This is a genomic window from Burkholderia aenigmatica (assembly GCF_048627025.1).
Classification (GTDB): Bacteria; Pseudomonadota; Gammaproteobacteria; order Burkholderiales; family Burkholderiaceae; genus Burkholderia; species Burkholderia aenigmatica.
In genome coordinates this window covers 431016-455102 of record NZ_CP184469.1, presented here as the reverse complement: position 1 = coordinate 455102, position 24087 = coordinate 431016, and the positions used below count along the sequence as shown (strand labels likewise).

Genomic DNA, 24087 nt, shown 5'->3' with positions numbered 1-24087 from the left:
TTCAGCCTCCCTGCAGGTGAAGCCGCGCCATCACGCGGTGCATCGCCGTGCGCCCCAGCGCGACGAAGGCGACGATCCAGAACGCCTGCAGCGCGAGCCCGGCCCAGGCGGCGCCCCCGCTCAGCGTGCCGATGTAGATCCGCGACGGGATGTCGAGCATCCCGGCGAACGGCTGGGCGATCAGCAGCGGCTGCAGCCAGTCCGGAAACAGGCCGAGCGGAATCAGGTTACCCGAGAACAGGATCACGAACGCGGGCGCGAGCGTGTTGATCCCGCGATCGGTCAGCGTCGCGGCGATACACAGGTTGAGCAGCATCACGAACGCGGCGGCGAGCCCGATCATCAGCATCACGGACACGACGAACAGCACGGCCCGCGCGGCGTCCGCCGGCGGCTGCCAGGCCCATTCGCCGAACCCGGCGAGCGGCAGCGCGATCGCCGCCGCGACGAACATCAGCAGGACCCGCGGCAGCGCCCGCGCGCTCATCCACGCCATCGCCCGCACGTACCACCACGAGTACGTATCGACCGGGCGCAACCGGTCATAGCTGACCGCGCCGGTCCGCACCGCGGCCGCGACATCGGGGTCGCCGGCCCACGGCAGCAGCGCGAACAGCGCCTGCGCGATCCACGTGTAGGTCGTCACCTGCTCGAGCGTCATCGATGCATGCGCGTGCGTCGCGTGACGATAGAACGCCGCATAGATCATCACCTTGAGCGCGCCCCACCAGCATTGCGTCGTGAAGCCCGCGAGGGCGGCCGCGCGATACTGGAGCAGGGTCTTGAAGCGTGCCGAGAAGGCCGCGGCGTACGGGCGCAGGACGTCCATCGGCTCAGGCTTCCGTCGCGCCATGCAGGCGGTAGAAGCGCGCGATGACCTCCTCGATCGCCGGCTGCTCGACGCGGATGTCCTCGACCGCATGCTCGGCCGCGATGCGCGCGACGAGCGCGGGCGCACCGATGACGCCCGGATCGAACGCGAGCTCGGCCGTGCGCCCCTCGCGTCGCAGCAACTGCGTACCGGCGATGTCGAGCGCCGGTGCTTCGTCCGCGAAATCGACCAGGATGCGGCGGTCGGACAGCACGCCGGCGCGCAGCGCGTCGAACGGCTGGTCGGCCAGCACGCGGCCATGCCCGATGACGATCACGCGCTCCGCGAGCGCTTCGATGTCGTGCATGTCGTGCGTCGTCAGCAATACGGTCACGCCGCGCTCGCGGTTCAGCGTCTTGACGAATTCGCGCACCGCGAGCTTCGACGGCGCATCGAGGCCGATGGTCGGCTCGTCGAGAAACAGGATCGGCGGCTCATGCAGCAGCGCCGCGGCGATTTCGGCGCGCATCCGTTGCCCGAGCGACAACTGGCGTACCGGCTGGTCGAGCAGGCTGTCGAGGCGCAGCATCGCGACGAGCGCGTCGCGCGTGCGGCGGTAGGCGCCGGGATCGACGCGATAGATGTCGCGCAGCAGGTCGAAGCCGTCGATGACGGGCAGGTCCCACCACAACTGGCTGCGCTGCCCGAACACCGCGCCGATGCGCGCGACGTGCGCGATGCGGTCGTCGAACGGCACGCGGCCGTCGATGACCACCTTGCCGGAAGTCGGCCGCAGGATGCCGGACAGGATCTTGATGGTGGTCGACTTGCCGGCCCCGTTGGGCCCGATGAAACCGAGCAGCTCGCCGTGCCGCAGGCTGAAGCTGACGTCCTTGAGCGCTTCGACTTCACGCCAGCGGCGGCGCAGCAGCCCAAGCATGCCGGGCTGCCGCTCCGCGATGCGGTAGGTCTTCGCCAGGCCTTCGACGATGATCTGGGACATGCGATCCTCGCGGGTTCGTTAGCGGCCCGCGGCCGTCGGGCAGACGGTGCCGGCGCGGAAAGCGCGCGATCTTATCATGGGGCTGCGCAACGAATCGCAGCATGAGCGGTTGCGTTGCCGCGGAGCGAGCTACCAGGCGTAACCCGCGTCGTCGCGTGGGTATCGAATCGGACGGGTTACCCAAACGCAGCCGATTGGCCAGCCCGGCGTGCCGGATCAGCGATGCGCGAGCACGTTGACGAGCTTGCCGAACGGATCGCGCACATAGAAACGCCGCACGCCCCAAGGCTCGTCGGCCGGGCCGTATTCCACCGGAATCCCGGCCGCATGCACGCGCGCGAGCGCTTCATCGACGTCGTCGACCTCGATCGACAGATCGGGCGTCGGCGTACCCGCCCCGCCCTGCGATGCGAAGCTGATCTGCACGTCCATCTGCTCGTCGTTGCCGTAGGTCGCGATCCAGCCGTGGTCCATCAGCAAGTCGAGGCCGAAGATCCGCTGGTAGAAGCGCTTGGCGTCGTCGACCGATCGCGTGTCGATATTGGCGACGATCCGTTTGACTTTCATCGGGTTCCTTCACGGGGCGTGACAGTACCGCGACGCTACACCGGAACCGCGCGCGCGACCAGGGGCGTCAGCGGCCGGCCGCCTCCATGTCCGCCCGCCGCGCCCGCGCCGGCCGCTCGCCCTGCTTGCCGGCCAGCCACACGCCGATCGCGACGACGACGATGCCGAGATAGGTCGACACCTCGATCCGGTCGCCGAACATCCACGCGGCCCAGGTCAGCGTCACCGGCGGCTCGAGATAGACGAGGGTTGCCACGCGCGTCGCGGGCATGCGCTTGAGCAGCGCCCACAACGACAGGTAGGCGATGAAGGTCGAGAACACCGTCAGCCATACGACGGAGACCCACACGTTCGGCTGGGTCGGCACATGCAGGTCGCCCGTGACGATCCCGCACGCCGCGAACAGCACGAGGCTCACGCAGCCCTGCACGAACAGCGGCAGGAACAGCCCGTCCTCGTTGCTGCGCGCGGCCGTCAGCGCACGGCGCCGCTGATAGATCGTCGCGATCGACAGCCCCAGCGCGGACACCAGCGGCAGCAGGTACATGACGAGCCCGACCGACCCGGCGGGCAGCGCATATTGCCCGCCGATCACGATCCCCACGCCGACGAACCCGACGACGAGCCCGGCCCACTGGCGCGCCCCGCTGCGCTCGCTGCCTTCCAGCGCCGTCATCGCGGCCGTGATGAGCGGCTGCAACGCAGCGACGATCGCGGCGATGCCGGGCGGCAGGCCATGCTGAATCGCCACGTACACGCAGGCCAGATAGAGAAACTGCGACAGGAAGCCGATCACCGCGTGATAGCGGAGCTTCTCCCACGTCAGGCGCCCGAGCCGCCGGTTGAGGACGAGCGCCAGACAGAGCGTGACGAGCAGGAACCGCCAGAACAGCAGGTTGAACGCGCCGGCCGTCTCCGCGCCGAGCTTGGCGCCGATGAAGCCGGAACTCCACGACAACACGAAAACGAGCTGGAGCAGGAATAGCTGCATGGGGCGACGGTTCTCAGAAAATTACCGGGGACAGGCGCGGGTCTTCCAGATCCTCCGGGCGAATCGGTTCGAGCCCGAGGCGCCGGTACCGCAGTTCGGCGTCGCGCCTGAAGGCGCGCTGCAGCGCCAGCCAGTTGACGATCGTGTGCGGAATGCCGGCGTTCGCGATCGTGGCGGTCGAACGTCTCCGCAGTCGATTCGTAGAACAGAAGATTTCCGCCGTCGTAGCCGGATCGACCCGACGGCACGATGTTCAGCACGACGCGGGGGCCGTCGGTGTGCCGCATGCCCGGCTGCTCCCTGCCGTTGCCTGCCTGTTGACCCGAGAATATGGGATGCCCAATAATTCCGTCAATCGACATTACCTGAATCACTGATTCGGAAAAACCAAATCATGCCGCGTACCCTGGACGTCGACCTGCTGCGCACCTTCCACGCCGTCGCGAAGCTCGGCCGCTTCAAGGATGCGGCCGTTCATGTGAATCGCAGCCCGTCGTCGGTCACCGCGCAGATTCAGAAGCTCGAGGAAATGGTTGCGCAGCGCTTGTTTACGCGAAACAACCAGGCCGTCGAACTTACCCAGTTCGGCCACAAGCTGCTGAGCGACACCACCGAGTTTCTGCTGAGCCACGACCGGCTCGTCGAATCGCTGTCGCCGCAGATGCTGACCGGCAAGTTGCGCCTCGGCATCCCCGATTCGTACGCCGCGCACTTCATGGCGGAATTCCTGCCGCGCTTCGCCGCCGACCGGCCGCTGCTCGAACTGACCGTCGAAGCGCGCGCCAGCGAGGAGCTGCAGTCGCTGTTCGCCCGCGGCCAGCTGGACATCACGATCGCCGTGGTACCGAAAGTGCCGCCGCACGGCGAGCTGCTCAGCAAGACCCATCCGGTGTGGGTAGCCGCGCGGACCTTCAAGTTCAATCCCGACGCGCCGCTGCCGATCGCCGTGCAACTGCAGGGCTGCCCGTACCGCGAGACCGCGCTGAACGCGCTGAAGAAAGCGAAGATCGCGCACCGGATGCTGCTCGAGAGCGCCAGTTCGCCGGCAGTCGAAGCGTGTATCGCCAACGGCCTCGCGGTCGGCCTCATCGAACACGATCGCGTGTCCGGCAATCTGACGAGCCACGTCACCGGGATCGTGCTGCCCGATCTCCCGCCGCACCTGATCACCATCCTGACGGACGACAACAATCGTGCCGCGCTGCATCTGCGCGACATACTGAAAAGCACGTTCAGGATCGGACCGTGAAGACAAGGCCGGGAACCGGCCTTGCATGAGAAAGCGCAAGAAGAAGCACCGCCGGCCCGTTGCAGGCCGGCGGCATCCGGCGTCAGCCGCCGAGGTAAGCCTGCTTGATCCGGTCGTTCGCGAGCAGGTTCGCGCCCGTATCCGCGAGCACCACGCGCCCCGTTTCGAGCACGTAGCCGCGATCGGCCACACCGAGCGCCTTGTTCGCGTTCTGCTCGACGAGGAACACCGTGACGCCTTCGTCGCGAATCATGCGGATGATGTCGAAGATCTGCGCGATCACGAGCGGCGCGAGGCCGAGCGTCGGTTCGTCGAGCAGCAACAGGCGCGGCTTGCTCATCAGCGCGCGGCCGATCGCCAGCATCTGCTGTTCGCCGCCCGACATCGTGCCGGCCCGCTGCGTCGCGCGCTCCTTCAGGCGCGGAAACAGCTTGAACACGTGCTCGATGCCGTTGTCGATCTCGTGACGGCTCGCGAAGAAGCCGCCCATCTTCAGGTTCTCGAGCACCGTCAGGCTCGGGAACACGCGCCGCCCTTCCGGCGAGATCGCCATCCCCTGCCGCATGATCTGGTGCGTCGACATCCCGGTGATGTCCTTGCCCTCGAACAGCACACGGCCCGACGACGCGCGCGGCGTGCCGCACACGGTCATCATCAGCGTCGTCTTGCCGGCGCCGTTGCTGCCGATCAGCGTGACGATCTCGCCCTTGTTTACCTCGATCGACACGCCCGAGAGCGCTTCGACCGCGCCGTAGTGCGTATGGACCTGTTCCAGCTTCAGCATCACTCTTCCCCCAGATACGCCTTGATCACGCGCGGGTCGTTGCGGACCGCTTCCGGCGTGCCGATCACGATCGGCCGGCCGTGCTCCATCACGAGGATGCGGTCCGATACGCCCATCACGAGGCTCATGTCGTGTTCGATCAGCAGCACCGATACGCCGAACTCGCGGCGCAGCTTGTCGATCAGGTGCTGCAGTTCGATCTTCTCCTGCGGGTTGAGACCGGCCGCCGGCTCGTCGAGCATCAGCAGGCGCGGCTCGGTGATCATGCAGCGCGCGATCTCCAGACGCCGCTGGTGCCCGTACGACAGCGTGCCGGCCGGCCGGTTGGCCACCGACGTCAGCCCCATCCGGTCGAGCCACACCGCCGCGCGTTCGAGCGCTTCCTTCTCGGCATGACGATACGCCGGCGTCGCGAACAGGCCGTGCAGCAGCCCCGCCTTCACCTTGCGATGCTGCGCGACGAGCAGGTTCTCGACGACGGTCAGCGACTTGAACAGGCGGATGTTCTGGAACGTCCGCACCAGGCCCTTCAACGCGATCTTGTGGCTCGGCAGCCCGCCGATCGCGTGGCCGTCGAGCACGACGTCGCCGCCGGTCGGCTTGTAGAAGCCGCCGACGCAGTTGAACACCGTGGTCTTGCCCGCGCCGTTCGGCCCGATGATCGCGAACACTTCATCGCGACGCACGTCGAAATCGATGCCGTCCACCGCGAGCAACCCGCCGAAGCGCATCTGCAGCCCGGCGACCTTCAACAGTTCTGCATTCGCGCTCATTGCGGCAGCTCCACGTGGGGACGGCTCGCGGGCAGCAGGCCCTGCGGACGCCACATCATCATCAACACCATCACGAGACCGAAGATCAGCATCCGGTACTCGGCGAAGCCGCGCGCGACTTCCGGCAGCACGGTCAGCAGGATCGCCGCGAGAATCACGCCGAGCTGCGACCCCATCCCGCCGAGCACGACGATCGCGAGGATCAGCGCCGATTCGATGAAGGTGAACGATTCAGGATTCACGAGGCCCTGACGCGCCGCGAAGAATGCGCCGCCGATGCCCGCGAACGCCGCGCCGAGCGTGAACGCCGACAGCTTGATGCGGGTCGGGTTCAGGCCCAGCGAACGGCACGCGATCTCGTCGTCGCGCAGCGCTTCCCACGCACGGCCCATCGGCATGCGGATCAGGCGGCTCGTGACGAACAGCGTGAAGCCGACGAGCACGAGCGCGATCAGGTACAGGAAGATGACGACGTGGTCGCCGCTGTATTCCAGCCCGATCAGCTCATGGAACGTCTTCGCGCCTTCGACGCTCGCGCTGCGCGCCATCTCGTAGCCGAACACGGTTGGCTTCGGAATGCCCGAGATGCCGTCCGGGCCGCCCGTGAGGCTCGTCAGGTTGTTCGCCATCAGGCGGATGATTTCGCCGAAGCCGAGCGTGACGATCGCGAGATAGTCGCCACGCAGCCGCAGCACCGGGAAGCCGAGCAGGAAGCCGAACGTCGCGGCCGCGATCGCGGCGAGCGGCAGGCACTCCCAGAACGTGAGCCCGAAATACTGGTTCAGCATCGCGTACGTGTAGCCGCCCACCGCGTAGAACCCGACATAGCCGAGATCCAGCAGCCCCGCGAAACCAACCACGATGTTCAGCCCGAGGCCGAGGATCACGTAGATCAGCGCGAGCGTCGCGACGTCCACCGCGCCGCGCGAGCCGAAGAACGGCCACACGAGCCCGACCGCGAGCAGCACCCATACGATCACGCGCTGCTGCTGCGCGCCCATCGCGGGCATCGCCGGCAGCTTCACTGCCGATTTCGCGCGCACGAGCCACGGCTTGAACAACTGGAACAGGAACACGGCCGCGACCGCGATCCACACCGGCCGCCAATGCGGCGTGAGCACCACCTGATAGCCGTCGAGCTTCAACTGCAGCCCGAGCACCGGAATCGTGAGGATCGCCGTCAGGAACGCGGCGGCCACGGCATTTTTCAGCGTCTGGCCGATCGAAGCATCGGCGGCCGGGCGGCGAACGGAAATGACTTGACTCATCTGCGTCTCCCTCAAACCTTTTCGATGTCCGACTTGCCGAGCAGGCCGGTCGGGCGGAAGAGCAGGATCAGCACGAGCAGGCCGAACGCGACGACGTCCTTGTACTCGGCCGGCATGTAGCCCGCTGCGAAGGTTTCCGCGAGGCCGAGCAGCACGCCGCCGAGCATCGCACCCGGAATGCTGCCGATCCCGCCGAGCACCGCGGCGGTAAACGCCTTGATGCCCGCGACGAAGCCGATATACGGATTCAGCTTGCCGATCGTCAGCCCGATCAGCACGCCGCCGACGGCGGCCAGCATCGCGCCGAGCACGAACGTGAACGAGATCACGCGGTTCGTGTCGATGCCGAGCAGGTTCGCCATCTTCATGTCCTCGGCGCACGCGCGGCACGCACGGCCCATCCGCGAATGCGAGATGAACAGCGTGAGCGCGATCATCAGCACGATCGTCACGCAGACGATCAAGAGGCGCGCATACGGAATGGTCACGTCGAAGTCGCCGCCGAGATGGATGTCGAACGCGCCGGAGATCAGCACCGGCACGGACACGTCGCGCGCGCCCTGGCCGATCTGCACGTAGTTCTGCAGGAAGATCGACATGCCGATCGCGGAGATCAGCGGCACGAGACGCGGGCCGCCGCGCAGCGGCCGGTACGCGACGCGCTCGACCGCGAAGCCGTACAGCCCGGTGACGATCACCGACACGATCAGTGCGGCGCCGAGCACGAGCGGCAGCGGATAGCCGGCGGAGATGCCGATTGCGGTGAGTGTGACGAGGCCCACGTACGCGCCGATCATGTAGATCTCGCCGTGGGCGAAGTTGATCATGCCGATGATGCCGTAGACCATCGAATAGCCGATGGCGATCAGCGCATAGATCGCACCCAGCGTCAGGCCGTTGACCAGCTGCTGGGCGAATTGCGGAAAGAAGTCAGTCATGTGCGGGAAGCTCCCGTTGGCGCCATGTCGCCTGCCGTCGCCGGATCACGGCGCGGCCGCGCGCAACGCACGGTGTCGTCTCGGGCCGCCCCGTGGCCGCGCAATGGGCAGATGCGCGGACAATACGCACCCGCCCCGTCCGGGTCGCGGACAGGGCGGAATGCGCGGGCGGGTACTCCGTCTTACTTGGCGGCGGTCTTCGTCGCGTCCTTGTGCCACGTGTACACGACGAACTTGAACGCCTTCAGGTCGCCCTGGGCGTCATACGCGACCTTGCCGATCGGCGTGTCGAACGTCGTCTTGTGCATGTACGCGGCGACCTTGGTCGGATCGGTCGACTTCGCTCCTGCGATCGAGTCGGCGATGATCTTCACCGCTGCGTACGCAGGCATCTGGAACGGGCCGTTCGGATCGCGCTTCTTGTCCGCGAATGCCTTCACGAGGCCCGCGTTGGCCGGATCGGCCGAGAAGTCGGCCGGCAGCGTGACGAGCATGCCTTCCGAGGCCGGGCCGGCGATCGCCGTCACGTCCTTGTTGCCCACGCCTTCAGGCCCCATGAACGTGGCCTTCACGCCCTGCTCGCGCGCCTGGCGCATCAGCAGGCCCATTTCCGGGTGGTAGCCGCCGAAGTAGACGAAGTCGACGCCTTGCGACTTCAGCTTCGTGATGATCGCCGAGTAGTCCGAATCGCCGGCATTGATGCCTTCGAACAGCACGACCGGGATCTTCGCGGCTTCGAGGTCCTTCTTCACCGACGACGCGATGCCCTGGCCGTACGACTGCTTGTCGTGCAGCACCGCGACCTTCTTCGGCTTCACGTTGTTGATGATGAAGTGCGCGGCGGCCGGGCCTTGCTGGTCGTCACGACCGATCGTGCGGAAGATGAAGTGGCGCTTCTTGCCTTCCGTCAGCTGCGGCGCGGTGGCCGACGGCGTGACCATCACGATGCCTTCGTTCTCGTAGATGTCGGACGCGGGGATCGTCGAACCCGAGCACACGTGGCCGATCACGAACTTGATCTTCTGGCTGACGATCTTGTTGGCAACGGCGACGGCCTGCTTCGGTTCGCATGCGTCGTCCATCATCACGACTTCAAACTTGTTGCCGCCCGCACCGCCTGCAGCGTTGACCTGCTCGATCGCGGTCAGCGCGCCGGCCTTCACCATGTCGCCGTATTGGGCGACCGAACCGCTCATCGGACCAGCGATGGCGATCTTCACGGTTTCCGCTTGCGCGGCGGCGGCGCCGGCGGCGAACAGCACGGCGGCGACGGAAATGGACGTAAGACGGGACAGCGTCATCAGGAGCTCCTCGATGTTGTTAGTCATACGGGCAAAGGCGGCATGACTTGCGCAATCGAACAGCACCCGGGGCGAGGACATGGGACACGCCCGAGACACATAGAAGACGGAACTCCGGCGGAATGTTGCGTAGCGGGGCCCGGCTCTTGCAGTCCCCAAAGGGGACGTCTGGTTCGGAAAGACATCGTGATGCGTCTTGCATTGCGCAAGCGTTTCGCCTGCCCCGCTTGCCAAACCGCTTGATCGGAGGGATGGTCCGACAGCCGTTGGCAAGGCAGTCGAAATTATATGGGCGTTTTTAAATCGTCTGTCAAAAATGCCGGTCGACCGAGGGAAAACACGGAGGTTTTCGGGATAGGTGGTGGCGATTGGGGCGCAACCTCGCGAAGCGCGCGAACGTTTGCCTGGAGTGCAATTCGGTTGCTATGAAGTGTGCCGGTTTGGCGGGTTGCCTTGCTACGCTTGGGGTTCAGCGAATGTCGATGCCGAGCGTTGCATTTTTGGGCTACTAAGGGTCGGATTGTTCATAATCAATCGACTGATGATTGCCTGGGCGGGCACTCATTCGGGGCGCTCGGCCGAGGCGGCAAATCCTTCTGTTTACAAACAAAACTAAACATCTGGAAGCTGATTGTTATTTCCATGAAATAATACGAATTCGCTTCTGCAATCCAGCCAGCCTTCCTGCGAGTCGCGCACGCCGCGTTTCGCGGACGCTTCAGGGCCGCTTCGACGCCCGTCCGTCGCCCAGCCGCCAGCCAGTGATCTGCCGTTTTTTCTCATCGCATATCACCTGCTTCGGAACGCTGATGAATCACCCCTTCCGCTGTTCTTCCGCCGCCGCGATCGCGTACGCGCTTGCTCTTTCTGTTTCTGTTTCCACCGCCGATGCGTCGGGACGCGATTCGCTGGCCGATCGGCCAGCGGGTGCCAATGTGTTTCGCTCGGAGCGGTGGGCTGCTGCGCGGGATGACGGGCATGCGGCGCGCATGAACCGCCACCGCGACCAGTACGCTGCACCCGTGGAACGCACGCCGTTCGATACGCCGGATACGCGGCCGTTGCGTGTGTCAGGCGATGCGCTTGTGGCACCGCCGCCTTCGTCCGAGCGCGAGCCCGATTGGGCATTGCCCTCGAGCCGCGTCGCGCTCGGCGCGGGCGGCAGCGAAAGTTTTGGTCGCGCCGTGCCTGGACATGAACAGCGCGAGCAGAACTGGAATGAATATCTGCGCGCGAACGGCTCGCGGCCGGCTGCCAGTGGCGGTTCGTACGCGCCGCAGCGGCCGTACGACGCGGCGCGTGGTCCGCATGGCGCGCCGAATCCGTTCGATCCTTCGGTGCCGCAGCCGGAGACGCGGACGTTCTACGACAACGGCGCGGGGACGCGTTGCACGGCCACTGGCGGTGCGGGGACATCGCGGTCGTCCTGCAATATCGCCTGGTGATGCGTTGGGGCGGTCTGCAGCGGTTGCGTCAAGTGGAAGACACGCCTGTTTCCCCACCCACGCGGGCTGCCACACGCGTATGCAAGCCCCTGCCTGCTCCCGTCCGCTTTGACTGGGTCGGACGCCTGGACCGGGGCAGATTCTCGTCCGCGCTTCACCCAGTCCTGCTGGCGCGGATTCCTCACCAAGCCATCCACACTCCAACTGGAAAATGGTATGAGATGACGCTCCTCGAGCACCTCAAAGGTAGTCCCTCTTCCTGGTCTGGATCACTTTTTTCGAGGCGTCGAAATCGTCGCCATAGATCAAAATATCCCCAAGGAACAGATGATTGACGAAAAAATCCACCAACGTCACATCGACAAGTTCATCAAACACAATCGATATCGACGAGCATTCATCGAGAAAGCAAAGGCTTTCCTGAAACTGCAGTGATATCTCGCGTGGACAAACAAGAACCCGCACCAACCCGCCACTTTGCGCGCCCTGATCGCTCAACTCAACCATCGGCTCGTTCAGCCGTTCGTCGTCTTCAAGATAGACACACGTTTGAATGGAGAAATAGCCATCCGCCAGCCTGAACGTGATCGCGTTCGTATCCAGCTCGTCATAGACAAAATCAACTTCCATCGGACGTATCGTGAGCTCCATCACCGCCCCTTTTTCTCAAACGTCGGCTTACGCATCGCCGCGGCAGCCAATTTCATCCCGCAAGTCTTGTCCACTGAAGAGCAACCATTTCTGCCGCTCACTTAGTCCTGAGGATCATAGAAATCATCCATTTCACGGTAATAGTTGACAGCAAAGACAATATCCGCCAAAGACGCCGTCGAATTTCGACGTCGCTCGAATTCAACTATGCCTCGAAATGTCTGCATATCGAACAGCTGCCTCATATTTCTACTCTTTGCAATTTTTGGCAAATGAGTTCCAGGAGCAACATCTTCGAGCTCGTCATCTCCCTCCAGAAGGAGAATATCCGCATGCCAAGGGTCGGCCATCCATGCCCGATGATCAACAAAAAGAGCCGAATCCCAATCGAGACTGTCCAGCTCGTCGAGCAGGGCCTGGACCGAGCGATAAGTCTTCATCTACACCTCCCGAATCGGTAGAATTTTCCGCCAGCCGTCGTTTAGCTTGCGAATTCGACGGACAAACACATCGCACCCGAAGTGTCCGATCGACACGCTGAGCGAGTCCGTCATCACCAAGCGCTCGAGTTGCGTGCCGGCCATTGCCTCGGCGGCGTACGGTACGCGCGCCGCTTCGGAAACAGGCTCAAGGTAGCTTTCGCAACGGCCTATTCACGGGCGCTTTCTGCCAGGCGAGCAATATCCCGGACTCTCCGCACGCGTGGTTGACTCCGGGCAAGTCCGTCTCCTTGACCGACCAGAGCCACATGTTGTTCGAAATGCTTTTCAATGATCCGCGAGACGAATCAGATCTGATCCATTCCTTCAACGAAAGATCGCCGACACGGATCTCCATGTGTTCCCCGTTGAGAACATTCAGCGGATAAACCATCCTGAGCTTTCCGCGCTCGTAGCTCGCCGTTCCCGGCGATCTGCCAGGGAGATCTCTCGTAAAAAGAGACGTATTCTCGAATGGGAAAATTCGAATCAAATTAACGCCAGTTGAATACTTATATGCAATCGATGCGCTTTCAGCGCCATAAGCAATGGCATATTTAAAGCTCATGTGCGTTGCGACAGTTTTAGCAAATGCCTCTACTTTTTCATCAATTCCATAAATTGACATTCCTATCTGAACATCGATGAACGACAAGCCGCCGTATGCCGGGACATTGTAGCCAAACGAAATGGCTGGAGCGCCATCACTTTCTCCGTCGTTGTACACCTGAAATGCCGTGGCTTCTCCACCGGAAATCTTCCCCTCCAAGTCAGCCAGAAACACCTCGCGCTCGCCAATAAGCCGCTCCCCGTTCTGGACGACGAATTCCAAAAGGGACACCTTGGTTGCCTTGCTACCAAATCGGGAAAAGAGATTCTGGGCGACTGCCAGCGCAGATGCCGCCTGAGTCGGATCGGTTCCGTAAATGACGATTCCTGTGTACATGGGTGCTACCTCCTTCGGCGTCGCAGTTGCGCGCTCACCTGAGATCGTGGTGCTGACGGCGTTGCCAAGATCGGTAGGTGTATGCAAGCCAGCGGGTCAGCGTGTACTCGTCGAGTACCTCGCCATGCGCGTCGTACTTCAGTCTGCCCCGATTCTTCAGCAACGGAGCACGAGGGACAGCCTGTACGACCTGGTGGACGGTTGACGGTGATCACAAGGATCCCACCGTGCCCGCTTGTTCACACCCGACCTGGAGTTTGAACAACCAGCAGCGTCTTCGCTCTGGATCCCGTTACGTCCGGATCAGCCAGCGTCACGCACAGATCGATGAGTATATCCGTAGCAATAGCAAAGGCTTCCGGTTCGACTGCGCTCAGACAGTCCGAATTTGGCCAGAAGATCGCGATTCTCTCGTGCTCTATTTCATCCAATCCCGACGACAGGGAATCAGCCAAAGCGTCCCAGCTTCGATTGCTGCACAAGGGGGGATCTAGTGGACATGTACTACGAATCGCGTCGAAGAACTGTTCCTTGGATGCGATGCCTGCAGGCAAGAAGACAACCAACCAATCACCGCGACCGCATTCTTCCGCAATGCGCTTCGCTTCGTCCGAATCGGTCACATAAAGCCCTCGCCTATCCAGCATCATGAGTCACCCGATTTGAAAAAAGCATGACCTTCGGCATCACGCGCAATACGCTCCACCGCGGCGCATCGCACCTCAAATTTATACAGCCCTCAAATATCGAAATACCACTCAATGAATTCATTAAAATCACACCATCGAGCCACCATACTCCCACTCACGAACTCTTCCAGAGAATTCCCTAGCCCAACATCGAAAACCCCGCCCGTTTTCGCGTCATAGAAATACCCCCGCCCCCCGGGGAATGCGTCCAACGGAATATACTGCACTGGAATTTCAAGAACCTCGCGTGCGACCCTCAATCTTCCATCATAATCAGAGTTATTCAAAAACCAGCAGATTTGATATATCTCGCCGTTCCGGGACGCGAAGGTCGGACCATCTTCCACATGCAAATAAAATTGCGCAAAATCCGACGATATATCCAATCCCATTTTCAAGAGGGCACTTCTACACGCCGGGTCAACGTCATCAAACCACCATTTCCTATCTTTACAAAACTTGACGATCGCATTCGATAGCAAATTTCACCCCTCAATGTCGGACCCGCTTTACACCTTCATTTCGCCGAGAATACTCATCTTCGACGCATTGCCTTCCCGTACGGATCGCAGGACCTCTCGACAATACGGGCGGCACAAAAATCCGTGCCCCACCGACTCGGATCGAGTCGACCACTCAATCGCAAATCGAGACCATTGCGAAGCCATCGCTACACCCCATCCCTTCGTCGAAAGGAAGTAGAAAACCTCGTCACTACCGATACGAATCCCGACCGACCTGCAATCGCCCGCATCGTTTTTCGCATGAGTTCATGCGAAAGCCATGCCGCCGATCCGAACCACAAAGCTCACTCAACGAACCATTCAGAAAGACACACCTTCACCTCGATTCAGTCAAGTTGCACCTTACGTCGACGCGGCACGATATTATTTACGAAATCGGAAAACGTTGGCGCGATACTAATGACGTCATCCACATCCCTATCCGATTCCCACAACACATATTTTACTTCACCCGTCTCCACATCAATCCAAAAATCATTATCCCCAGCATCTCCAGCGAATGGAAAGTGTGTCCGGCAAAAACTGTCTCGCCTTTCGGAATACTTCGCCCTCAGTCCGCGAATCTTCTCTGCAGAACGGAGGTTAACCTCATCCTCATCGAAATATCTTTGACCAAGATAGTAAAAACCCTCCACCTCCATCGAGTCAAAATCTCCAGGAGCCAGATCAAAGAAAACATTCCGATAGAAATACGCCCCACCGTTAAAATAGCCGCCGTTATTTTTTATATAGAACCCGACAAAATCATCCACCCCGTTAAAGTGAGCCCCGGACAGCACTTCCCTCACTATTGCTGCCGACACCGAAGGGCCTTGATCACAAAAATCGAAACCATCACCGCTGAATAAATTCTCAACCAGCATTTATCGACCTCAACAGTTAGCGCCTCGCTCGTCATCCTTCGCGGAGGCGTTGCTTCTCTTGGCTACCTCTTCGATTGTGACTGCTACCACGAAGATCGGCGTGTACATTGCTTGCTCACACTCAACTCGACCATGCGCACACATCCTCTCTGATACGTAGCGAGTGAGTTGACGTGCTCGAACACTCGCGACCATACATCTCGCGGCGGTCATCTACATTTGTTTCGCAATACCTCAAACGCAACTTACCCCACCGAATTCAATTGATCCCAGTCTCACGTCAATCGAGCACGATCACTTCCGCTACCTTCTTGGGGCCCTCATAGATATAAAATAATTTATTACTTGTCATTCGATCCTCAGGGGCACCCTTTACAAGAAAGCCAACCCTTCCAAGGCTAACCATTCCAACATCATCCTGGCAAGGATCCTCCAGGTCAAACACAACACTCCATGCGTTGTTTTGCCAATCAACATCCTTGGGAAATCGAGAGACTGAATAATATTTCCCGGCCATCGGAGGGCGCTTCCTTCCACCATCTTCTTTGGATAGCCACACTACGCGAACGGAATGCACTTGACACCTCCAACGTCAACCTGGAATCTCGAATACTCGACTCACTTGCCTGGAACAATGGCCGATCTAAAATCGTTTAAATCTTCCAGCACCGCATATTGCATCGGCCTATTGCCATCGAGATTCTAAAATCCGATAGCTTGAGAACTATCCGATGCGTGATCCCTCAAACAGATTCGACCAGGATCCTGCGCCCCGCGTCGTCACCTCTCCCTGCCCCGTGACACACTCACATAGACTGTTCAATCGTGACGTACTTACCAGATTTGCTTGAGAATACGTAAACATACGACGTGTCGTGGCGAATTTTGGAGACATCAAGCTGACCAACAAAAATCAACGGCTCTCCATCCGACACAGGCCAAAATTCATCCTGAATCCATTTTGGGGGCTTACTCAGGCAAACAAAACACCGCCCTATTTCACCCTTCATAAATGAAATAAGCTCGGTGCCAGCCAATCCGGCGGCACGCTGCCGAATCTCGCCATACATCTCATCAGGGATCTTCAACCATTTTGGCAAAACCTTGCGCATTTCGTCTATCTGGTTTTGGATCTTGCTTGACGGCGTCACGCCTACCCCACGCGCATGTAAAAACTGACACACGGCATCTTGCGCATCCAAAACGGCGCCCAAGGATTGGTAGCTGTTAGATACCAAAAACAAATAGAGCCCCCTCTCTTCCGCGTAAGGAGGAATCGGAGGGTTTTCGGACAATATCCCCTCCAAATTCTTATCTACACAAAGAATTTTCTCAAACTCAAGCGGACTCATTTCTCCGGAGACAAATTTCTTCAAGACATCCATCGAGTTCATTGTCATAAATTCCTATATGCGCCCGTTGCCAGACGCTACTCCGGGGCCACTTCCCACACGTTTCCACACTCATGAGGCGTCGTCCGATCCTCTCAGGACAGCCGTGTCGCGTGCGGCTGGATACTCGCGAGCATGCCCTCGACGATCGCCTGCCGCTTTCTTTTTAAATTATCCATCAAGATCGCTCGTCAAACGGAACGGATACACCCATGCTTCGTATACCCTCTTCTTCAGCTCCTCACTCATTTCCTTCCCATCACGAGCTTCAATTTCGCCTATCCTGGATAGTACATAGTTCTCGTTTTCCTTGTTGCCTTGCTGGTAAAACCTGACTTCCAACTCGCCGAGATCACCCGCCTTAACAAGGCTCTCAAATGCACCGTTAATTAGCGGACTAGAGGCAAAAATATCCGCCTCTGCATCGTCGCAAGAAAATTTCAAGTACATTATTGCCTTCTTCAGCGCAGAAATCTCATCAACTTTTAAGGAAACACTCTTTCTCGGTTCATCGTGATCAGTCATTTTCATCCGCCCTCTCTAGAAATCATCCGGCGACTTGCCATACTCACACATCAGGTGATGTGGCGACATCATCAATAAACTCCGTCAATATTTCTCCGATGCCACACGGAAACTCCGTCTTAGAGTGAAAGTATTCTTTTTTATGTGATCGCAAAAGCAAGCGTCCATGAATCGCATGAACCATGAGAGAATGGCACACGAAACGGAAGCTGTGCAATCGGAAGCGCTAGTAAGCTGCCCCGCATTTCAATACTAATCGAACACGCTCATTTTCCAGGTGCTTCGAGCACATAATTCATTTCGACGATTTTGCTACGAAATAGGCGAGTGTGTTGTTAGTTAGATAGTTCCCTTTCGAACCATCGAACATCACTGCCGCATCCGGCCCAGCAAAAAATCGGGTCTCTGGCTTATCTCTAACATCACCAGTCTCAAGGTCAATCAAGAACGTCTTCATCGAAAATTTCTTGAATATTTTCCAAACCGTCTTAACAAACCGATCCGTTGCCTCATCTAATTTAGGATCATAGGATGCCGCCAAACGACCGTCTCGCAGGCTACCCGGTGCATATTTAGCTTCATGTGACCGTAGAAACTGAATGGCCCCCGGCCCCTCCATAGATCCAATATAGCCAGACCCGCCTGGATGAGGAGCAACGAATTCACGCGTATAGCGTTCCACAGTACAAATGGCTTCGTCGAGAATCACGACATCGGAGAATGGCTGCCCGTTACACCCGGACATGCTGTGATGTACAGGGGGAAAGGGCGAATTCCATATGTACGAGTCGATAAATTTGACATGAGGAATATGCGCTCTCAGCAAATCAGAGAAAGCCGCTTCGTCAACACGTGTCATGAAGGTTTGCAACGTTGGCATCTTAGGGATCAAAATTGCCTCCTTTCTTTCATCTGGGTAGCGGCGGTTCAGGGTGTCACTATCGTCGGATTCAAATCCCTCAGTCGCGAGATCGATCCCTAGACAGTCGTGGTAACAATCGCAATCGGATCCGGTACCGTGATGTGATTAGCGTTCGCCCGCTCCCATTGAGACATTCGGCGCATCGGCCCAGCGCTTACTGTCTGGATATGAACAGGGTTGCCTTGGAAATCTCTGAATGTCATGCCTATATAGAGACTGCCATATCGTCCAGTTCCATTGAATGGGGGCCAATTGGTCTCTCGATGCCCCCTCCTGTAGACGCATCACGTCCCCGCACAACGTGCCGGTTAGCAAAGATTCTGATCCCTGACACCGTTCATGTGGTCCGTGGTCGCTTGCTTACCTCGGCACCTCCCGTGTCAATGGACTCTCAGCGTACGCATATAGATCACGCCCACCGTTCAGGCCGATCTGATCGGGGTAGATGAAACGATCGATATCGGGATCATAGAGCCCGAGCGAGTTGTAGTGGAGTCTGATTTGGCGATTCGGGCATTTTCGTTGGAAGCGTAAGTGTTGCCGCCGTGGCATGTGGGCAGAGGTCGCAGGAGCTAATTTCACCTCGCCCCATCTTGGTACCTGCAACTACAGAGCCTGCACGACCCAGTCCTCCTGCGCCCCGCTACCCTAAACCACTCGATGGGCGTGCCAGATCGACTCGCCGTTCGCGTTGGCCAGTGCCTCCGGCCATCCTCTCACGTTGTTATAAAAGTTCTGCACGTCGACATCACGCCACCAGCGCGCCCTGGTCATACAGACGAGCGGCACGGGGCTATCCAGCTTTCCGACTCGGATAAAATTCAAAAAACGAATCAATTCTCAAAAACTAAGATCTAAACCGATCATTTTCACGATAGTAATTTACCTCATCAACAAACCACTTTACGCCCCCTCCACCGCCGATCTTATTCTTTAAAATATAGCCCAGTTGATTTACCAGCATCCAACACCTTAAATCATACGACTCAACCGTCTTCGGCATCTCCATATCCTCATCATCCAGACTCTGAATGTATTCCCACGGGATGTGGAAGAATCTCGAACCCTCTGGATCATTTTTCCATGAATCCAAGTTGGCGTAGATCCAGTCCTTTCCTGGTAGGAATGGGATATTTTCAACCAGCTCAACCAGAGAATTGTAAGATTGCATACCCTCCCTCATATGGATCATCCCAAACCACGATCACTTCCAAAAGATTGCACCGAATTACCCTAAACTTTCGTAGCGATCCTGTCAAATGAATTCACCCACAGTGCTATTCAACTTCCTCAACAATATCTATACGTCGTCGTGGAAATAATAAACTGCGCCCAGCACATTGGCGTCGTTAGCTGCTGCCTTACCCTGGTCAATGCGCGCACGCGGCACATCGGATGAGGATGCGTAGACCAGTGCGTTATGAGGGGGCAAATCTAGCGACTCGCGACGCTGCCGATAAATTCCGTAGACATCTCTTTCGATTCACACGAAGGATCCATATTGGAACAATACTCTTTCTCAGAAGACACCTTTCGGTCCATCCCAGTATTTAGCACCTTGATAATCCATCAGCCGTTCCAAAAAAATCTTCAATGAATCTGCTACCCGAGACCAATTACATCTACCATCCAAAGGCAAACTAACGTAAACAGCCCCCTCCGAATCCATCAACAACAATTCAGAATCCCCATAAAAACGAGCGAAAATAACATCACCATCCAGAAACTCTCGTCCACGAATTCGCTTTTGCTTCAAAGTCGCCTCAACTGCCTCCCAAGGCGACAATACCTCGATCCCCCATTGTCCAAACCCAACATCCTTGAACAAATCTGCGTGACCAGAAATTCGCCAAAACGCTATGAGTTCATATGCAGAATCCGGAATACCTTCGATCGCGACGTCGCCCGCAATGCCATCAAAGATGCAACACTTTAACAAGAATGGGCATTCCCGACCAAAGTGGATGGCCTTTCGCTCAACCGACCATTCCAACTTCATCTTCTCAAAAATGGCATGCAAGTCTTGATAGTCGGTCAAAATTCCTCCGGAACCCACCGATTTCCACCTTCCACACTTATCCCGAACCGTCGTCAAATATACGAACCCCTGCGCGCCCCATTTCTCATCAACAAAGCACACTTAACTTCAGAAAGAATACACCCATAGCTCACTGAAAATAAATTCCGGATCCAAAAAATCAATCAATTTTTCGAAATCATCAAATTGACTTGGCAATGGAAGGCCCACTCCCTGTATGCCATCAACCTGGACGAATCCACACCATGCCATCTGCTTCTTTGTCGTTTTCAACACGTCACTGACAGTCATCCCGGGCCACAATTTCCCCAGATAACTCCCGTGAAATTTCGCATTACACGCTAGATTTTCTATACGCCCGCCCACAGAGTCGTGGTAGATGGTAATTACTCCACCATCTACCTTCAAAGTATTTTTATCCAGATACTCAATCAGATGTGCGCCACTCAGTCTATCAACAACATCGTTAACTTCCTCACCAAGAAGAATTCCTCCCAGTGATTTCCCCGGAACAATTACATTATTCAACACTTGCCCTCCCTCATCGTGAGTCGCTCAGTCGCATTTGGTCTGAGGTCGATGATGAATCTTGCTGTGCCCAGGTCGCCGCAGCTATCGTGGGCAAAGCAAGTCACCGGAATCTGGCGTATTTACCGAAGCAGCTCGCGTCGACGCGGCCGTGGCTCGCGCACATCGACCTGGGTTACTTGGATGACTGAGCTACAAAATACACGAGTGCGTTGTTAGTTAGATAGTTTCCGTTCGAGCCACCGAACTGCACTGCGGCATCCGGCCCAGCAAAGAACCGGGTTTCCGCTTTTTCACTCACCGCCCCAGTCTCTCGGTCGACCAAGTATGAACTGCTCTCGCAGGATTTATTGGAAACGCTGTCCCATCTGCAAACGAGCCGAGGTTAGAGCCAAGACTTTCGGTTTGCCTCACGGACTTGTTTTTCGCTATCACGAGATAATTTCGCTCTTTCCTCCTTGCGCATCTCAGATGCGCATCGCGCCTTGCCACGGCTACGCGCCGTGCGATCCTCAAACGATCACGACGTGGAGTTGGCTAAGCACGGAGACAACCCGAACGGGTCAGTCCATGAAATCGGGTTGAGCATATATCGATAGGGACTAGTTTTGCCCGTGAACCAGATTGGGGCCGGATTGATAAGCGCCCGATGTCCGGATCGTAGAGCCTGACCTTGTTGTAACCCTTTCTCGCAGTCCAGATGCTCCCCCGGGAAACGCGGATTGTGCGCCCGCTGCACATTAGTTGGCACTGGAGTCACTGCTCGCACGTCACCCACTCCGGCGTTGGCGGGCTGCAACGCCCACGCGATCCAAGCCTCCGGGAGCGTGCTGCTCCATACTTCGTACCGGGCCTGCCAGCTCAGTTCGACATCCGCGTCGGTCAGTTCGTACGGAAGCCCCGACACGTCGTTGTGAAGAGAGTCGTCCTCCGACAAACAGTCTGAGTGGTTTCCGATTGATAAATTCAAGATATCCGAATCGGAATCCAACGACAGTTATCTTACTTAAATCATTGTGTTACTCAATTGATCATCAGTCGGACGATTCCCGAAAAATTTACAACCAACCAGAGATCCATTGTGGAATTTCGCGCCGTCGAAGGTACAGTCATGGAATGTACAAGCAAGAAGGACAGCCTTTTTCATATTCGCTCGATCAAATGAGCACTTTGCAAAGGAAGCCCCTCGAGCCATCACATCGATCATGTTCGCACCGGAAAAATTGCAATTTAAAAAAGACGCCGACCCTAAAGCGGCGTTTTTCAACGATACCTTTTCAAAATCACAATCTTCAAAAAAAAATCCGACAAACCTTCCATCAAATTTAGCACCAGAAAATCTGCTCCGCCTGACATTACAATTATTCAACGACCCAGCCAAAAGACAGATGGAATCAGAAAAATCGACATCATAAATCGTCATCCTCGAAAGCTGAACCTTTAACGGAAAACCGCGAAAGTCTGCGAGTCCATCCTCCGTTCTATGGAACGGTGATGACGGTAGGTCATTGCGCTGTTTCACCGCGAGAGCTATCTCCTGGTTTGTTGATTGGGATAATTTTTCATCCCATCGGAGTTGTTTCTCAATTGCATCTCTCATGTTCGCAAAATTTCACAATGCTGATCATCTTGCTCAAAGCGACCAACCACAGCATCATCCGCGCGGGTCGGGTATAAGTTTCTCGAACCGCAATGCGCCCCAGTCGATCATGCACTGACCTGAGAGCATTGTGCAACTGCAACAATCAACCTACTCCGGTCTCAGGTTGGTTTCGATGAGATTTTTGTCGTATTCAATATCCCCGGAGGCTTTCGCCTTGACAAATTTTTTCATGTCAAATTCCGACACACCCAAACCATTCACCTTCGCAACATACAGCGCCGTTACCAATGGGTAGGAAAAATCTCGTGGCTCAGAACGAGCAAGTTCGACCACACTTAAATCGAGTCTCAACAGGCTTTCCAGTCGCGGAAGATAATCTTCCATGATTTTATTTGCAATTTCATCACAAGCGCCATCAACCCACTCACCTCGAGATGGAATTTGGAAATGCCCATTGCAAGAGTTCGCAAAAATTTTACCTTCCTCGGACAACGTCGAGAAACAATATTGATGACCTGAGAGGCTTTGCGGTTTGTAGGGGATTGCACAGTTCGCAACAAACTCCCCCAATTCAGTATGATCAGCAAATCCCACCAAATAGTATCCATGCGCCCATTTCACGTAAACAAGACTGAGTTCCGCCTTACCGGACTTCGCCTTGATTGAAATAGACAAATTCTTCCGCACTGTAACGCCTGATTTCCCCGTGAGTCGATTGCGCAAGACACCCAGAAGAACCTCTTCAAACCCGATTTTTTCAAATTTAGCCATTTTCAATATCAACAAACATTAAAGATAGCCTCATGAGCGGTGTCACTTCGGATCTATCGAAAAATTTCGGATCACATCTACAATCTTGAACAATCACCGACAGGCACAAATCAAGCTCTTCAGGCACAAGAGAATTTTCTTCCCTAAGGGTGCCCCGAAGTTGTCATTCAACAAAGAAACCTCACCATACTCGTCTTTTGAAATGGAAGCACCGCGTTCGCACAAATAATTACACAAAACATCCAGTGCCAAAGACGCCTCATTGAAATCAATATACCCCAAAGAAAAGTTAATTTCCTGGTCCGACAGACGATTTCTAAATCTTTCACCAAGCGACCTCAATCTCTCCAGATCCTCCATCTGGCCCCCTCCCCGGTAAATTGGAATAGGCTCACCATCAGGGAGCGCTCTCACTATCCTGCCGATGGCCGACTGACATCGTTCGCCTCAAGCATAATTTCTCACTCTCGCTTGAAGATCAATTCTAGCGGTTCGAAGTTGCGATTATCTCCCAGTCTTCAGCCCATATATTTACCGATGCCAGCCCATTATCCAAGATTTGCCAAAAAATCCTCGAATTCACCAAAACTCATCTCCACATTGGGGTACTCACCATCCCTTACATAATATTCGATCGCTATTCTTCGCAACAAAAAATCATACTCAATATAAACCAGATTCAACCTGATCTCGCCATCTTCTTCCCTGGACATCCGGTCAATCAACAGCCTCTTTATTTGCACACTGCCTTGAATTGATTCCACCAAAAAATCAAGCGTATTGTTTTTCATGCCCCCCATCCGCCAGCGGCCCCGAAACGTCGTTGTGGAAAAATAGACAGTGTCACGTGCTATAGCGTCGTTGGCGGTCGGCGCGCTCTCGTCAATCCGCGCCAATGGCGCATAGCTGTCCAGTACGTACAGATAGGTCAGTGCCTCGTCACCACTCCGATCGCGATACTTCTCCTTCACGAGCGGCATGCTGTCCGACCGGAAGCCAGTACGCTCGCAGCACCATCAACAATATT

At 57.2% G+C, this 24087-nt stretch carries 30 protein-coding genes and 1 pseudogene; 2 read left to right on the top strand and 29 right to left on the bottom strand.

Features of this window, described 5'->3' with window-relative positions:
• Window position 1 precedes the first annotated feature (1 nt).
• The 5 genes and pseudogenes from ACN8ZM_RS19100 to ACN8ZM_RS19080 form a co-directional block, all read right to left on the bottom strand.
• Window positions 2-829: an ABC transporter permease gene (locus tag ACN8ZM_RS19100; protein ID WP_205823669.1), complete on the bottom strand. Its 828-nt coding sequence runs from the start codon at window positions 827-829 to the stop codon at window positions 2-4.
• A gap of 4 nt (window positions 830-833) precedes the next feature.
• Window positions 834-1814 (bottom strand): ABC transporter ATP-binding protein, encoded by a 981-nt coding sequence (locus ACN8ZM_RS19095; RefSeq protein ID WP_420212059.1) that lies wholly within the window; start codon window positions 1812-1814, stop codon window positions 834-836.
• Window positions 1815-2030: 216 nt separating this feature from the next.
• Window positions 2031-2381: a VOC family protein gene (locus ACN8ZM_RS19090; protein ID WP_089452088.1), complete on the bottom strand. Its 351-nt coding sequence runs from the start codon at window positions 2379-2381 to the stop codon at window positions 2031-2033.
• 67 nt (window positions 2382-2448) lie between these two features.
• On the bottom strand, window positions 2449-3372 hold the full coding sequence (locus ACN8ZM_RS19085; protein WP_420212058.1) for a DMT family transporter: 924 nt from the start codon (window positions 3370-3372) through the stop codon (window positions 2449-2451).
• A gap of 13 nt (window positions 3373-3385) precedes the next feature.
• Window positions 3386-3680 (bottom strand): annotated as a pseudogene (locus tag ACN8ZM_RS19080) (2OG-Fe(II) oxygenase); the annotation flags it as partial.
• Between the two features lie 86 nt (window positions 3681-3766).
• Here ACN8ZM_RS19080 and ACN8ZM_RS19075 point away from each other — a divergent pair.
• Window positions 3767-4621: a LysR family transcriptional regulator gene (locus tag ACN8ZM_RS19075; protein WP_420212057.1), complete on the top strand. Its 855-nt coding sequence runs from the start codon at window positions 3767-3769 to the stop codon at window positions 4619-4621.
• Between the two features lie 82 nt (window positions 4622-4703).
• Here the strand turns inward: ACN8ZM_RS19075 and ACN8ZM_RS19070 are convergent, their stop codons facing one another.
• From ACN8ZM_RS19070 to ACN8ZM_RS19050, 5 genes are all read right to left on the bottom strand, one after another.
• Window positions 4704-5405, bottom strand: a complete 702-nt coding sequence (locus ACN8ZM_RS19070) for an ABC transporter ATP-binding protein (RefSeq protein ID WP_043180276.1) — start codon at window positions 5403-5405, stop codon at window positions 4704-4706.
• Window positions 5405-6178 (bottom strand): high-affinity branched-chain amino acid ABC transporter ATP-binding protein LivG, encoded by a 774-nt coding sequence (gene livG, locus ACN8ZM_RS19065; RefSeq protein WP_043180278.1) that lies wholly within the window; start codon window positions 6176-6178, stop codon window positions 5405-5407. Before livG ends, ACN8ZM_RS19070 begins: the two co-directional genes overlap by 1 nt.
• Window positions 6175-7446: a high-affinity branched-chain amino acid ABC transporter permease LivM gene (locus ACN8ZM_RS19060; RefSeq protein ID WP_043180279.1), complete on the bottom strand. Its 1272-nt coding sequence runs from the start codon at window positions 7444-7446 to the stop codon at window positions 6175-6177. The genes livG and ACN8ZM_RS19060 overlap by 4 nt, the downstream gene beginning before the upstream one ends.
• An 11-nt stretch (window positions 7447-7457) precedes the next feature.
• On the bottom strand, window positions 7458-8384 hold the full coding sequence (gene livH / locus ACN8ZM_RS19055) for a high-affinity branched-chain amino acid ABC transporter permease LivH (protein ID WP_043180281.1): 927 nt from the start codon (window positions 8382-8384) through the stop codon (window positions 7458-7460).
• A 182-nt stretch (window positions 8385-8566) separates the two neighbouring features.
• Window positions 8567-9685 (bottom strand): branched-chain amino acid ABC transporter substrate-binding protein, encoded by a 1119-nt coding sequence (locus ACN8ZM_RS19050; protein WP_043180283.1) that lies wholly within the window; start codon window positions 9683-9685, stop codon window positions 8567-8569.
• 809 nt (window positions 9686-10494) lie between these two features.
• Here ACN8ZM_RS19050 and ACN8ZM_RS19045 point away from each other — a divergent pair.
• Window positions 10495-11130 (top strand): hypothetical protein, encoded by a 636-nt coding sequence (locus ACN8ZM_RS19045; RefSeq protein WP_420212056.1) that lies wholly within the window; start codon window positions 10495-10497, stop codon window positions 11128-11130.
• A gap of 240 nt (window positions 11131-11370) precedes the next feature.
• Here ACN8ZM_RS19045 and ACN8ZM_RS19040 read toward each other — a convergent pair whose 3' ends face one another.
• From ACN8ZM_RS19040 to ACN8ZM_RS18950, 19 genes are all read right to left on the bottom strand, one after another.
• Window positions 11371-11760, bottom strand: coding sequence for a hypothetical protein (locus ACN8ZM_RS19040; RefSeq protein ID WP_205823673.1), 390 nt, complete (start codon window positions 11758-11760; stop codon window positions 11371-11373).
• 122 nt (window positions 11761-11882) lie between these two features.
• Complete coding sequence (locus tag ACN8ZM_RS19035; RefSeq protein ID WP_420212055.1) at window positions 11883-12221, bottom strand: DUF7716 domain-containing protein; 339 nt, start codon at window positions 12219-12221, stop codon at window positions 11883-11885.
• A 187-nt stretch (window positions 12222-12408) separates the two neighbouring features.
• Window positions 12409-13206, bottom strand: coding sequence for a hypothetical protein (locus ACN8ZM_RS19030; RefSeq protein WP_420212054.1), 798 nt, complete (start codon window positions 13204-13206; stop codon window positions 12409-12411).
• Between the two features lie 239 nt (window positions 13207-13445).
• Entirely contained in the window at window positions 13446-13829 is a 384-nt protein-coding gene (locus ACN8ZM_RS19025) for a barstar family protein (protein ID WP_420212053.1), read from the bottom strand.
• A gap of 116 nt (window positions 13830-13945) precedes the next feature.
• Entirely contained in the window at window positions 13946-14293 is a 348-nt protein-coding gene (locus ACN8ZM_RS19020; protein WP_420212052.1) for a hypothetical protein, read from the bottom strand.
• Between the two features lie 452 nt (window positions 14294-14745).
• Window positions 14746-15282: an SMI1/KNR4 family protein gene (locus ACN8ZM_RS19015; protein ID WP_420212051.1), complete on the bottom strand. Its 537-nt coding sequence runs from the start codon at window positions 15280-15282 to the stop codon at window positions 14746-14748.
• 280 nt (window positions 15283-15562) lie between these two features.
• On the bottom strand, window positions 15563-15859 hold the full coding sequence (locus ACN8ZM_RS19010) for a hypothetical protein (protein WP_420212050.1): 297 nt from the start codon (window positions 15857-15859) through the stop codon (window positions 15563-15565).
• Window positions 15860-16088: 229 nt separating this feature from the next.
• The gene (locus tag ACN8ZM_RS19005) at window positions 16089-16676 is read right to left on the bottom strand and encodes a hypothetical protein (protein WP_420212049.1); all 588 of its coding nucleotides are present in this window, start codon (window positions 16674-16676) and stop codon (window positions 16089-16091) included.
• A 168-nt stretch (window positions 16677-16844) separates the two neighbouring features.
• A complete protein-coding gene (locus tag ACN8ZM_RS19000; protein WP_420212048.1) occupies window positions 16845-17204 on the bottom strand; it encodes a hypothetical protein in 360 nt (119 codons plus the stop codon).
• Window positions 17205-17493: 289 nt separating this feature from the next.
• On the bottom strand, window positions 17494-18078 hold the full coding sequence (locus ACN8ZM_RS18995; RefSeq protein WP_237435443.1) for a hypothetical protein: 585 nt from the start codon (window positions 18076-18078) through the stop codon (window positions 17494-17496).
• A 402-nt stretch (window positions 18079-18480) separates the two neighbouring features.
• Entirely contained in the window at window positions 18481-18672 is a 192-nt protein-coding gene (locus ACN8ZM_RS18990; protein ID WP_420212642.1) for an RHS repeat-associated core domain-containing protein, read from the bottom strand.
• Between the two features lie 295 nt (window positions 18673-18967).
• Window positions 18968-19291 carry a hypothetical protein gene (locus ACN8ZM_RS18985; RefSeq protein ID WP_420212047.1) on the bottom strand — a complete coding sequence of 108 codons (324 nt, stop codon included), beginning with the start codon at window positions 19289-19291 and terminating at the stop codon, window positions 18968-18970.
• A 348-nt stretch (window positions 19292-19639) separates the two neighbouring features.
• Complete coding sequence (locus ACN8ZM_RS18980) at window positions 19640-20158, bottom strand: hypothetical protein (protein ID WP_420212046.1); 519 nt, start codon at window positions 20156-20158, stop codon at window positions 19640-19642.
• Window positions 20159-20266: 108 nt separating this feature from the next.
• The gene (locus ACN8ZM_RS18975; RefSeq protein WP_420212045.1) at window positions 20267-20689 is read right to left on the bottom strand and encodes a hypothetical protein; all 423 of its coding nucleotides are present in this window, start codon (window positions 20687-20689) and stop codon (window positions 20267-20269) included.
• 517 nt (window positions 20690-21206) lie between these two features.
• Complete coding sequence (locus tag ACN8ZM_RS18970; protein WP_420212641.1) at window positions 21207-21593, bottom strand: hypothetical protein; 387 nt, start codon at window positions 21591-21593, stop codon at window positions 21207-21209.
• Window positions 21594-21692: 99 nt separating this feature from the next.
• Window positions 21693-22286, bottom strand: coding sequence for a pentapeptide repeat-containing protein (locus tag ACN8ZM_RS18965; protein ID WP_420212044.1), 594 nt, complete (start codon window positions 22284-22286; stop codon window positions 21693-21695).
• Between the two features lie 150 nt (window positions 22287-22436).
• Complete coding sequence (locus tag ACN8ZM_RS18960) at window positions 22437-23060, bottom strand: hypothetical protein (RefSeq protein WP_420212043.1); 624 nt, start codon at window positions 23058-23060, stop codon at window positions 22437-22439.
• 93 nt (window positions 23061-23153) lie between these two features.
• On the bottom strand, window positions 23154-23420 hold the full coding sequence (locus ACN8ZM_RS18955; RefSeq protein ID WP_420212042.1) for a MafI family immunity protein: 267 nt from the start codon (window positions 23418-23420) through the stop codon (window positions 23154-23156).
• 188 nt (window positions 23421-23608) lie between these two features.
• Window positions 23609-24040 carry a hypothetical protein gene (locus ACN8ZM_RS18950; protein WP_420212041.1) on the bottom strand — a complete coding sequence of 144 codons (432 nt, stop codon included), beginning with the start codon at window positions 24038-24040 and terminating at the stop codon, window positions 23609-23611.
• Window positions 24041-24087 lie beyond the last annotated feature (47 nt).